This window comes from Nonomuraea sp. NPDC050783, assembly GCF_040802095.1.
Lineage (GTDB): Bacteria > Actinomycetota > Actinomycetes > Streptosporangiales > Streptosporangiaceae > Nonomuraea.
The window spans coordinates 48,216-59,436 of record NZ_JBFAHK010000013.1; the positions used below are offsets into that span (position 1 = coordinate 48,216).

Genomic DNA, 11,221 nt, shown 5'->3' on the forward strand with positions numbered 1-11,221 from the left:
ATCGCCCGGTTGTTCCCCAACCGTCAATTGAAGCGTCCACCGTCATGCTTCCGTCAGCCCCCTCTCGCGGTCCTGCCGCAACCAGCGGGTGATGCCCAGCGTCTCCAGGAACGGCAGGTCGTGGCTGGCCACGATCAGCGCCCCCCGGTAGGCCGACAGGGCCTCGGCGAGCCGGCGGACGCTGGCCAGGTCGAGGTTGTTGGTCGGCTCGTCGAGCAGGAGGAGCTGCGGCGGCGGCTCGGCCGACAGCAGCGCGGCCAGCGTGGCGCGGAAGCGCTCCCCGCCCGACAGCGTGCCGACGAGCTGCCCGGCCCGCTCGCCCCGGAACAGGAAGCGCGCCAGCCGGGCCCGCACCTCGTTGACCGACGCCGAGGGCGCGACGGCCCGGACGTTGTCCACGATGCTGAGCGTGTCGTCCAGCAGGTCGAGCCGCTGCGGCAGGTAGCGCACCGGGACATGGGCGCCGTGCTCGACGATGCGCTTGAGCAGGGTGGTCTTGCCGGAGCCGTTCGGGCCGAGCAGCGCGATCCGCTCGGGGCCGCGGATGATCAGCCGCTCCAGCGGCACCACGCTCTCCTCCGGCGCGTCCTGATCGTCCGGCTCCGGGACAGCGGCGGAGCCGGCAGGGGCGGCGGGCGGGGGGTCGAGCGGGAGGGCGAGGACCGTGCGGCCGGCCGGGACCTCGGTGCCCGGCAGCTCGATGCGGATCTCCGCCTCCTCCCGCACGGCCTGCTCGGCCTCGGTGAGCCGCTCGCGCGCCTCCTCCAGCTTCTCCTGGTGCAGGGTACGCTGCTTGCCCGCCGTCACCTGGGCCTTGCGCTTGAGCCCGTTGGCGACGATCTTCGGCGCCCGGTTGTTCGCGGCGGCCTTCTTGCCGGCCCGGACGTTCCTGTCGATCCTGACGCGGGCCTCGACCAGCTCGCGCTGCTGCCGCCGCACCTCGCCCTCGGCGGTGCGGACCGTGCGCAGGGCGGCTTCCCGCTCGGCGGCGACCTGCTCCTCGTAGGCGGTCAGGTTGCCGCCGTAGAAGCGCACGCCGCCGTCGCGCAGCTCGGCGATCTGGTCGACGAGCTCCAGCAGCGCCCGGTCGTGGCTGACCACGACGAGCACGCCCGGCCAGGCGGACACGGCGGCGCAGAGCCGCTCGCGGGCGTCCAGGTCGAGGTTGTTGGTGGGCTCGTCGAGCAGCAGCACCTCGGGCCGCTTGAGGAGCTGGGCGGCGAGCGCGACCATGACGGTCTCGCCGCCGGACAGCGTGCCCACGGTGCGGTCGAGGCCGACCCTGGCGAGGCCGAGCCGGTCGAGCTCGGCCCGCGCGCGCTCCTCGACGTCCCAGTCGTCCCCGATCGTGGCGAAGTGCTCCTCGGCGACGTCGCCGCTCTCGATGGCGTGCAGCGCGGCCCGCTTGCCGCTGATCTCCAGCAGGTCGGAGACGGTACGGGTGGCGACGAGCGGCACGTTCTGGGGCAGGTAGCCCACCTCGCCGGAGACGGTGACCGAGCCGGAGCGCGGCGCCAGCTCACCGGCGATGATCTTCAGCAGGGTGGACTTGCCCGTTCCGTTGACCCCGATGAGGCCGGTGCGGCCGGCGGGGAAGGCGGCGTCGAGCTCGTCGAGCACCCGGGTGCCGTCCGGCCAGGCGAAGCTGACGCGGTCGGCGACGATGGTAAAAGGCATGAGGCGGCTCCCATCACAAAGTCAGAAATTTCGTGACATGGCGGGAAACACCGCAGAACGCGTGCGACACGTGGAAGCCGGGGCCGAGCCCGTGGCAGGAGGCGGAAAGAGGAATCGCCGGAGGTCCAGGTGTGCGCGCGTCGGGCCCGTGGAAGGGCGGAACGGCGCGGTGCCCGCGACCTCAGATCCTCACGTCAACTGCCCCCGTGGGTCGGCGATAAGACCGTGCCAGGTTATGCGATCGATCGTCCGGCGGCAAGCCGGCACGGCGACGGCAAGGGCCGATGTAAGGGTTGAAGTGAACAAGGTCATTACCTCAGGTTGGAATCATGTGCTCAGGACACCTCCACGACCCCCTCGCCCTGACCGTCGTCTCCTCCCACCGGACCTCCGGCGGCCTGATCTGCTACTTGCGCTGCGCCTGCGGCGCATGGGAGGTACGCACCCCGGGAACGGTGATCACCGTCCAGCCGCGCCGCCGGACCGTCGACTGAGCGCGGCGCGCGCCCTAGAGTCGGCACAACACCTTTCAGGAGGCCAGGCATGTCGAGCATCCCCGCTCTGTTACGCGATCGGATCGCGGCCACCCCCGACGCGGAGGCGTACCGCGTGCCCACCGACGGCGGCTGGGAGTCGCTGACCTGGCGCGAGGTGGGCGAGCGGGCGCGCGGGCTGGCCCTGGGCCTGGCCAGGCTGGGGGCGGGGCCGGGCCGGCGGGTGTCCATCCTGTGCTCGACCCGGCTGGAGTGGATCCTCACCGACCTGGCGGTGCTGGCGACCGGCGCGGCCACGACCACGATCTACCCGTCCAACACGGCGGCCGAGGCGGCGTTCGTCATCACCGACTCCGGCAGCACGATCGTCGTGGCCGAGAACGACGACCAGGTGGCCAAGCTGCGGTCGGTGCAGAAGGAGCTGCCCGACGTCACGCAGGTGATCGTCATCGACGGCACGCCCAGCGACGACGGCTGGGTGATCCCGTTCGACTCGGTCCCCTCCGCCGAGGGCGACTACGACGCCCTGGTGGACGCCATCGCCCAGGACGACCTGGCCACCCTCATCTACACCTCCGGCACCACCGGCCGGCCCAAGGGCGTGGAGCTCACCCACGACAACTGGCTGTACACCGTCGAGGCGGTCCGCGGCACCGGCATCCTCTCCCCCGCCGACCTGCACTTCCTGTGGCTGCCGCTGTCGCACTCGTTCGGCAAGCTGCTGGAGGTCGTGATGATCGGCATCGGCGTGCCGACCGTGATCGACGGGCGGCTCGACCGGATCGCCGACAACCTCGGCGCGGTCCGGCCGACCATCATGGCGGCCGCGCCGCGCATCTTCGAGAAGATCCACAACACCGTGGCCGCCACCGTCCGCAACGACGGCGGCGTCAAGCTGCGCCTCTTCGAGTGGGCGCGGGCGACCGGCATCCGGGCCGCCCGGGCCCGCCGGCGCGGCCTGCGCCTGCCGGTCACCACGCGCGCCGAGTACGCGCTGGCCGACCGCCTGGTCCTCGCCAAGCTCAGGCAGCGCTTCGGCGGCCGGATCCGCTACTTCATCTCGGGCGCGGCCCCGCTGAACACCGAGATCGCCGAGTTCTTCGACGCGGCCGGCCTGACCATCCTCGAAGGCTACGGGCTGACCGAGTCGTCGGCGGGCAGCTTCCTCAACCGTCCCGGGTCGGTGCGCTTCGGCACCGTCGGGCCGCCGTTCCCCGGCACCGAGGTACGCATCGCCGACGACGGCGAGATCCTCATCGGCGGGCGCGGCGTCATGCGCGGCTACCACGGCCTGCCCGAGGAGACGGCGGCGGCGCTGGAGGACGGCTGGCTGCACACCGGCGACATCGGCGAGCTGGACGAGGCCGGGCGGCTGCGCATCACCGACCGCAAAAAGGAGCTGATCAAGACCTCGGGCGGCAAGTACGTCGCGCCGACCCACCTGGAGGGCCGGATCAAGGCGGCCTGCCCGTACGTGTCGCACGTGTTCGTGCACGGCGACCGGCGCAACTACGTCACCGCCCTGGTCACGCTCGACATGGAGGTGGCCGGCCCGTGGGCGCGGAGCCAGTCGCTGCCGGACGACCCCGCCGCCCTGTCCGGGCACCCGCGCATGCGCGAGGAGATCCAGAAGGCGATCGACCAGGTCAACGCCGACGAGGCCAGCTACGCCACGGTCAAGAAGTTCGCGATCCTGGCCGAGGACTTCACCGTGGAGACGGGCGAGCTGACGGCCAGCCTCAAGATCCGCCGCAAGGTCGTCGAGGAGCGCCACGGCGAGGTGCTGGACGGCTTCTACGACGGCTGACGGCTCGCGGTCCCCGGCCGGAGGTCACTGCCTCCGGTCGGGGGCCGCGAGCTCACAACACCCGGCCGGCCCCCGGCAACCGGCGGACGAGGAAGGCCAGCCCCCAGCACAGGGGCAGCGCCAGCACCAGCATGATCGCGAACTTGACCACGGCGGGCGCGGCCAGCGGGCTCAGCGCCCAGCCGAGACCGACCAGCACGAGCGGATGGACGATGTAGACCGTGTAGGCGTGCCGCGACAGGAACCGGCCGCGCGGCCCCTGCCGGTTCCACCGCTCCCGGAACCACACGGTGAAGCCGATGATCATGCCGACCGCGAAGACGGACTGCCAGAGGCAGATCGCGGCCTGCGCCAGCGGCCCCGAGCCGCCGTACGCCACCGGCATGAGCGCCGCCGTGGCCACCCCCGCCGCGCCGAAGCCGGCCAGGGCCGCCCGCGCCGGCAGCGTCCCGAACCAGCCGCGCCGGTGGGCGACGCAGCCGAGCACGAACATGGACACGTACTGCGGCAGGTAGTCGGGCGTCGGCAGCCCGGCCACCGGCCAGTAGCTGCCGGTCGGCACCGGGACGCGCCACACGAACGTGGCCACCGCCAGACCCAGGACGAACAGCACGATCCAGCGCGGGCGTGGCGGGGCCGGGCGCGCGTCGAGCGGCGGGCGCAGCGCCCGCCATCCGGCGTACGCCGCCGCCAGGACGATCAGCACCTCGACGAACCACATCGGCCCCGGGTCCCAGGAGCGGAGGTAGTACTGCCAGAACGGCAGCGCGTCCTGCCGGAGGTAGCCGCCGAGGTCGGCCAGCGGCCGCAGCAGCAGGACGTAGGCCAGCAGCGGGATGCCGAGCCGGACCAGCCGGTCGCGCAGGAACGGGCGGGCGCCCTTGCGGTCGTAGGAGCCGGGGGTGAAGAAGCCGGAGATGAGGAAGAAGAACCCCATGAAGAACGCCTGGTTGCTCACGACGAAGATGTCGAGCGGGAGGCCGGTGAGGTCCTGGGCGGGCTCGGTGTAGTACCACATCGGGATGTGGGAGTAGGTGATGGCGGCGTGGTGGGCGACGACCAGCACGGTGAGCATGACGCGCAGGTTGTCGATCGCGTCGATCCTGGTGCTGGGGGTGGTGGTGGTTCCGGCGGTTCCGGTGGCCTCGGTCTTCATCTGACGCATGCCCTTTCGAGGAGGTCGGCCAGCTCGCGCGCGTGCGCGTCCAGGTCGTGGTCGGGATGCGCGACCCAGTAGGCGAACATCTCGTCCACGGACGCTGAGTGGGTGACGGCCATGACGCGGACGTCGAAGTCGCGGAACTCCCCCGTCTGCCGGCCGAAGCGGTAGAGATCCTCCAGCCCGCGGTAGATCTCCTCGTTGGTCCTGACGCCGTAGTGGGGCCTGCCGTCGGCGTCGCGCAGGTTGGCGAAGATCTCTCCCAGCGCGCGCAGCTCGGCGCGGTGCCCGCGCATGTACTCGGCGACGGACAGCACGTGGGTGCGCAGCATCTCCGTGGCCGATCCGGCGCTCTGCATCTTGGCGAGGACGTGCTCGACGATGGCGCCGTAGGTGCGCTCGACCACCTCGACCATCAGCTCGTCCTTGCCGGCGAAGTGGTAGGAGATCAGGCCCTTGCTGATGCCGGCGTGCTTGGCGATGCGCGCCAGCGACGCCTGGACGAAACCGACCTCGGCGATCACCTCGATGGCGGCGGCCACGATCTGGGCTCGGCGGGCGTCCTCGATGAAGGAGCGGGGTTTCTGGCCGGGTGGCTCATTTTCTGACCGCATGGCCAAAATCTAGCACATGCGGCCAGGGCGTGGCGGGAACGCGGGTCCCAGAAGGGCAGCCCGCCCCAGAAGGGCAGCCGGTCCCAGAAGGGCAGCCGGTCTCAGAAGGGCAGCCAGCCGACGCGGCCGTGCCAGGTGCCGCCCGCGGCCAGGTGGTCGGCGATCGCCCGCTCCAACCGGGTACGGCGGGGCAGGCGCGCGGGATCGGTGCCGGAGGCGCCGAAGACGAAGCCGAGCAGGTCGGCGTCGTCGAAGCGGTGCAGCGGGCGGAAACGCCGCTGGAAGTCGAGGATGCGGGAGCCGGGCGGCAGGTAGCGGGCGAGCTGCTCGTCCAGCAGCCACGACCCGCACGTCATCACCCGGGGGCGCTCCTCGGGGAAGTGGCGCGGGAAGAACCGCCGGGCCCGGGCGAACGACTCCGTACACGCCTCGGGAGTCAGCGGGCCACGGAAGTCGGGCACGTGCACGCCCAGCAGCGCGTCCCCGGGCCCGGCCGGGCCGCCGTCCGCCCGGATCGCCTCGCCCGTCGGCCCGTCCAGGCGGGCCCGGTTGAACTGGAGGCGGCCCAGGTCGTACAGGATGCCGCGGGCGTGCAGCATGAGCCAGTGCGGCGCGTGCACGCCCGGCCCGCCGTGACGCCTGCGGTGCGCGGCCATGACGCGCCCGAGGTCGGTGAACGTCGCCCAGGACACCTCCTCGGGGATGCCGCGTTCGCGGTGGTAGCGCCGGGTGTGCGGCAGCGCGGCGAGGAAGACGTACACGTAGAAGTAAGGACCCAGCTCCGGCATCGGCCGGAAGGGCGGCGGGCCGTCCAGATCGCCCATCGTGGACGCCAGCGAGGCGACGCACCGCTCGGCCAGCCACCACTGCGGGCTGCCCGGCTCGGGCCGGGCGGCGACGACGGCGTTGACGTCCTCGTGCGGGACGGCCAGCCGCAGCAGCTCCACCGGCAGCTCGCCGGGGGCGGGCAGGTCGAGGTCGGCGGGGGCCAGCGCCTCCAGATGCGCGAGCCAGCGGGGGTGGCGGCCGAGCAACGCCTTGACGTCCATCGAGGCAGCTTAGGCTCTCGCCAGCCGGGCCCGGTAGATGCCGCGCGCCTGCTCCAGCAGCGACATGTGCTCGCCGAACCGGTACGGGCCGGCCAGCCGGGCGTGCTGCCTGATCAGCTCCTCCAGCAGGTCCAGCCACTCCAGGCACCAGCGCACGTCCTCCGGCCTGGCCACCCGGCGGCCGTCCACGTCCACGTGAACGGGGCTGGTCATGGCGTACCCGGTGGCGGCGAGGGTGCGCGGATGCGGGTCGCACAGGACCTCGGCCAGCACGTACGTCGGCCCGTCCACGCGCAGCTCGGCCGTGACGGCCAGCGTCTCCCCCGCCCCCGCCCGCGCGCCCTCGAACGGCAGCCGCTCGGCGCCCGCCCGCACCCCGTCCGCCGTACGGATGCGGACCGCGGCGACCTCGGGGCCGAGGGCGGCGGCGGTGACGCGGATCGTGTCGCCGCGGCGGGCCTCGACGACCTCGCCGGGGCCGTGGCCGTCCACCGACAGCTCCAGCCACGGCCCCGTGGTGACGAACGTCCGGCCCGCGCGCACCGCCGCCGCGAACGACCTGGCGGTCAGCTCGCCCTCGACCCGGGCGTAGACGCGGGCCCAGCCGGGCGGGTTCGACCGGTCGCCGGCCTCGGCCGGACAGATCGTCGCGTCCGTGCCGGCGGTCACGGCCAGCCGGTTGCCCGCGCCGATCAGCCGGCGGTAGACCGCCGCGGCGGCCGGCACGAAGGCCGGAGCGGCGAGCGGACCGGCGAGTGGATCGGTGAGCGGGGCGGTGAACGGGCCCGCGGCCGGGTCTGAGGCGTGGGTGGAGGCGTGGGTGAGCACGTCCAGGCTGTCCACGAGGCCGAGCGCGGCGTCGGCGACCAGCTCGCGGGCAGCGCAGTCACGCGGCGCGGGCGGGACCGCACAGGCGGGTGCATCGGTGGGCGGGCCGGCGAGCGGGTCGGTGAACGATCCCTCGGTCGAGCCGGTGACCGGACTGGTGAACGGGCCCACGGCCGGGTCGGCGAGCGAACCGGTGAACGGATCCACGGCCGGGTCGGCGAGGGGGCCCGGCGGAGAGCCGGTGAGCGGATCCGTGGTCGGGCGGGCGAGGGGGCCCGGTGGAGAGCCGGTGAGCGGATCCGTGGTCGGGTCGGCGAGGGGGTCTGTGGTCGGGCTGGTGAGCGGCCGGGCCACCGGGCCGGCGAGCGGCCCCGCTGGGCTGGTGAGCGGGCCCGCCGCCGGGCCGGTGCGCGGACCTGCGGCCTCGTCAGCGGGCGAGTCCGGTGTCGGGGTGGGGGGCGGGCCGTCGGCGGGCGGGGCGTGGAAGAGGTGGCTGTAACCGACCAGGGCGCCGAGGCCGCGCAACTCCCGCAGGCGGTCGGCGTTGGACGGCCAGTCGGCGTCCTCGCCCAGGCCGCCACCGAGAACGCAGCTCAGCTCACCGCCCAGGGCGTTGTCGGGCATGGGGTGGGGATGGCCGCCGAGGACGCCATCGGGGACAGGGGCGAGGTCCCCGCCGAAGGAGCCACCGGAAACAGAGGCGAAGTCACCGCCGAAGGCGCCACCGGAAACAGAGGCGAAGTCACCGCCGAAGGCGCCACCGGGGACGGGAGCTGAGTCGCCGTCGAAGGCGCTGCCGGAGTCGGTGACGGGATCGGGGTCGGGAGCGGGGTAGCTGCTGGAAACCGGGGCGGTGCGGAGGTGGGTGGGGGCGGTGCGCGGGGCGAAGGCGTGGATGTGGCCGAGCAGGTCGTTGCGGTACTCGATGCCGATCCTGGCCACGTGGGTGGCGTCCGACCAGGGCAGGTCGCGGCCGGTCCAGCGTTCCAGGGTGTCGCGGGCGGCCGTTCCCGGCGGGGTGGTGAGCAGGTTGAGCACGTGCAGGTCCTCGCCGTGCTGGGCGGCGGGCACGCCCGCCAGGTCGCCCGTCCGGCCGAGGTGGACGTGCAGGTCGCCGCCGTACCAGCCGCGGGCGGCGGCGTCGTACAGGCGCCACGGGGTCAGCTCGACCAGGTGCTCGCGGCCCGGCACCGGGACGACTTCGACACCGACCTCGGCGTACTCCATGCCGCGGGCGGCGGTGACCGTCAGCGGGCGCGCGGGGACCTCGACCACCAGGTCGTCGCCGTGGAAGTACGGGCGGCCGCGATGGTCGTGGCGGTGCGGGACGCCGGGCGGGAACCAGCCGACGCCGTCCTCGCCGGTGACGCTCCACCGGCAGGGCATGCCCGCCACCAGCCGGAGCCGGGCCGCCGCGAGGGGGCGCAGGAGCGCGTCCAGGCGGACGCGGGCGCCGTCCACGACGACCGTGCTGCCGGGGTCCACCTGCACCAGCCAGGCGCCGCGCGGGGCGAGCAGGCGCTCGGTGCCGTCCACGACGACCAGGCACGCCTCGTCACGGGCGGAGTCGATGAGCAACGACCTGCGCTCCGCGCCATGAGCCGCGAACGACGCCGCCGCCGCCGACCGGCCGCCCGGCTCACGCGCCGCGACCGCCTCCAGGACGGCGACCCCCGCCACGGCTGCCCCCGCGACCGCCGCCCTCACGGCCACTCCCCCGCCCGTCGCCCCTGTGGCCACTCCCCCGGCCGCCGTCCCTGTGGCCACTCCCCCGCCCGTCGCCCCCGTAGCCACTCCCCCGGCCGTCGTCCCTGTGGCCGCTCCCGGGACCGCCGCCCCTGCAGCCGCCCTCCCCAAAGCCGCCGCTCCCGCGACCGTCGTCCCCGTCGCCGCCCTTCCCGGGACCGCCGCTCCCCAGGTCGCCGTCCCCGTGGTCGCCGTCCCCGTGGCTGCCGTTACGGCCCGGTCGCCGCCCTGGAGGACCACGAGGGGTGGGCGGCGGGTGCCGCGTGCGGGCTGCGACGGCAGCAGGACCGTACGCGGGACGCCCTCCACCACGGAGCCGTCCGGCCGGAGGCGGAGGGCGAGAAGGTGTCCGGGCAGCGCGCCGTCCAGGGTGTCGCGCAGCACCACGTCGTAGTCGGCCCCGGCCGGCCGCGCGCCGGTCCGGCCGGCGGGCCCGTCCGGCCGGCCGGATCGGGCGACCGCTTCGAGGGCCAGCCGCCAGAACCGGTCGGCCAGCTCGGGCGGCAGCACCTCGCGCCGGGCGAAGAGCGCTGCGCGATGGAGTCCCGGCTCTCCCCCGGCGACGCCGTTCCCGCCACGCAGCCGGCCGTACTCCGCCAGCGCTCCTGCCATCTCTTCCGGCAGCACCGGTTCCGCACTCATGGGCCTCTCCCGCCTTCTTCGCCGCGTCATCGTGACATGGGTCACGAACGCCACGCCTGCGACGATCTTGAGAGGGACGGCTTATCCCACCCCGAGAGGGAGAGGCTTCACTCTCCGAAGTAGCACCGTGACTCTCGGAGGCGGCCTTTCGTGGCAGACGTCCCGCTATACGGGTTCGGGGTCTTTGCCGGGAGTGTGAGAGCTGTGGGAGCAGGGACGCTGGAAAGCGGCGAGCAGCCGGTCGGCGGCCAGGGACGGGGTCAGGGCGCCGGCCAGGACCTCGCGCTCCACCTCGTCCTTGATCGCGACCACCCCGGGGGCGTCGCGGAGCTGGGCCAGCAGCCGCTCGCGGACCAGCGTCCACGTCCAGCCCACCTGCTGGGCGCGGCGCCGGGCGCCCAGGTCGATCGCCTCCTGGTGGGACACGATCTGCCCCCACAGCTTCTCCAGGCCCTCCCCGGTCCGGCCGCTGCAGGTCAGGACGGGCGGCGGGGCGGTGTCGGAGCGCAACATGCGCAGCGCCCCGGCCAGTTCGCGGGCCGCCTTCCTGGCGGGGAGCTGGTGCTCGCCGTCGGCCTTGTTGACCGCGATCACGTCCGCCAGCTCCAGCACGCCCTTCTTGATGCCCTGGAGCTGGTCGCCGGTACGGGCCAGGGTGAGCAGCAGGAACGTGTCCACCATGTCGGCCACGGCGGTCTCGGACTGGCCGACGCCGACGGTCTCGACGAGCACCACGTCGAACCCGGCCGCCTCGACCACCACCATGGCCTCCCTGGTGGCCTTGGCCACGCCGCCCAGCGTGCCGGAGGTCGGCGAGGGGCGGATGAAGGCCGCCGGGTCGGCCGCCAGCCGGGACATGCGGGTCTTGTCGCCGAGGATGCTGCCGCCCGTACGGGTGGAGGAGGGGTCCACGGCCAGGACGGCGACCTTGTGCCCCTGGCCGGTCAGCATCGTGCCGAGCGTGTCGATGAACGTGGACTTCCCCACCCCCGGCACCCCCGACACGCCGATCCTGCGCGCGTGGCCGGTGAGCGGGGTGAGCTCGACGAGCAGGCGCTGGGCCAGGGCCATGTGGTCGGGCCTGGTCGACTCGACCAGCGTGATGGCCCGGGCGATCCACGCCCGCGAGCCCGCGCGGACGCCCTCGGCGTAGTCCTCCAGCGAGCGCACCCAGCCGCCCCCTTTCTCCATGTCAATCAGCCTAA

8 protein-coding genes are annotated in these 11,221 nt (G+C 73.8%); 2 read left to right on the forward strand and 6 right to left on the reverse strand.

The features are described from left to right. Nucleotides 1-42: 42 nt before the first annotated feature. Nucleotides 43-1,677, reverse strand: coding sequence for an ABC-F family ATP-binding cassette domain-containing protein (locus AB0H75_RS30520; RefSeq protein WP_367802192.1), 1,635 nt, complete (start codon nucleotides 1,675-1,677; stop codon nucleotides 43-45). A gap of 329 nt (nucleotides 1,678-2,006) precedes the next feature. On the opposite strand from AB0H75_RS30520, the gene AB0H75_RS30525 reads away from it, so the two are divergent. Both AB0H75_RS30525 and AB0H75_RS30530 read left to right on the forward strand, forming a co-directional pair. Then, nucleotides 2,007-2,171: a hypothetical protein gene (locus AB0H75_RS30525; protein WP_367802194.1), complete on the forward strand. Its 165-nt coding sequence runs from the start codon at nucleotides 2,007-2,009 to the stop codon at nucleotides 2,169-2,171. Between the two features lie 49 nt (nucleotides 2,172-2,220). Beyond that, entirely contained in the window at nucleotides 2,221-3,978 is a 1,758-nt protein-coding gene (locus AB0H75_RS30530; protein WP_367802196.1) for a long-chain fatty acid--CoA ligase, read from the forward strand. Nucleotides 3,979-4,030: 52 nt separating this feature from the next. Here the strand turns inward: AB0H75_RS30530 and AB0H75_RS30535 are convergent, their stop codons facing one another. From AB0H75_RS30535 to meaB, 5 genes are all read right to left on the reverse strand, one after another. Beyond that, on the reverse strand, nucleotides 4,031-5,134 hold the full coding sequence (locus AB0H75_RS30535; protein WP_367802198.1) for an acyltransferase family protein: 1,104 nt from the start codon (nucleotides 5,132-5,134) through the stop codon (nucleotides 4,031-4,033). After that, a complete protein-coding gene (locus AB0H75_RS30540; protein ID WP_367802200.1) occupies nucleotides 5,131-5,751 on the reverse strand; it encodes a TetR/AcrR family transcriptional regulator in 621 nt (206 codons plus the stop codon). The genes AB0H75_RS30535 and AB0H75_RS30540 overlap by 4 nt, the downstream gene beginning before the upstream one ends. Before the next feature lie 101 nt (nucleotides 5,752-5,852). Continuing rightward, nucleotides 5,853-6,800 carry an acyltransferase domain-containing protein gene (locus tag AB0H75_RS30545; protein WP_367802202.1) on the reverse strand — a complete coding sequence of 316 codons (948 nt, stop codon included), beginning with the start codon at nucleotides 6,798-6,800 and terminating at the stop codon, nucleotides 5,853-5,855. A gap of 9 nt (nucleotides 6,801-6,809) precedes the next feature. Continuing rightward, nucleotides 6,810-10,016, reverse strand: coding sequence for a CehA/McbA family metallohydrolase (locus tag AB0H75_RS30550; RefSeq protein WP_367802204.1), 3,207 nt, complete (start codon nucleotides 10,014-10,016; stop codon nucleotides 6,810-6,812). 165 nt (nucleotides 10,017-10,181) lie between these two features. Continuing rightward, nucleotides 10,182-11,207, reverse strand: coding sequence for a methylmalonyl Co-A mutase-associated GTPase MeaB (gene meaB / locus AB0H75_RS30555; protein WP_367802206.1), 1,026 nt, complete (start codon nucleotides 11,205-11,207; stop codon nucleotides 10,182-10,184). Between the last annotated feature and the right edge of the window lie 14 nt (nucleotides 11,208-11,221).

Coding starts and splice junctions, on each gene's coding strand:
- AB0H75_RS30525 (WP_367802194.1), top strand. CDS start 2,007: ATGTGCTCAGGACACCTCCACGACCCCCTCGCCCTGACCGTCGTCTCC.
- AB0H75_RS30530 (WP_367802196.1), top strand. CDS start 2,221: ATGTCGAGCATCCCCGCTCTGTTACGCGATCGGATCGCGGCCACCCCC.
- AB0H75_RS30550 (WP_367802204.1), bottom strand. CDS start 10,016: ATGAGTGCGGAACCGGTGCTGCCGGAAGAGATGGCAGGAGCGCTGGCG.
- AB0H75_RS30535 (WP_367802198.1), bottom strand. CDS start 5,134: ATGAAGACCGAGGCCACCGGAACCGCCGGAACCACCACCACCCCCAGC.
- meaB (WP_367802206.1), bottom strand. CDS start 11,207: ATGGAGAAAGGGGGCGGCTGGGTGCGCTCGCTGGAGGACTACGCCGAG.
- AB0H75_RS30540 (WP_367802200.1), bottom strand. CDS start 5,751: ATGCGGTCAGAAAATGAGCCACCCGGCCAGAAACCCCGCTCCTTCATC.
- AB0H75_RS30520 (WP_367802192.1), bottom strand. CDS start 1,677: ATGCCTTTTACCATCGTCGCCGACCGCGTCAGCTTCGCCTGGCCGGAC.
- AB0H75_RS30545 (WP_367802202.1), bottom strand. CDS start 6,800: ATGGACGTCAAGGCGTTGCTCGGCCGCCACCCCCGCTGGCTCGCGCAT.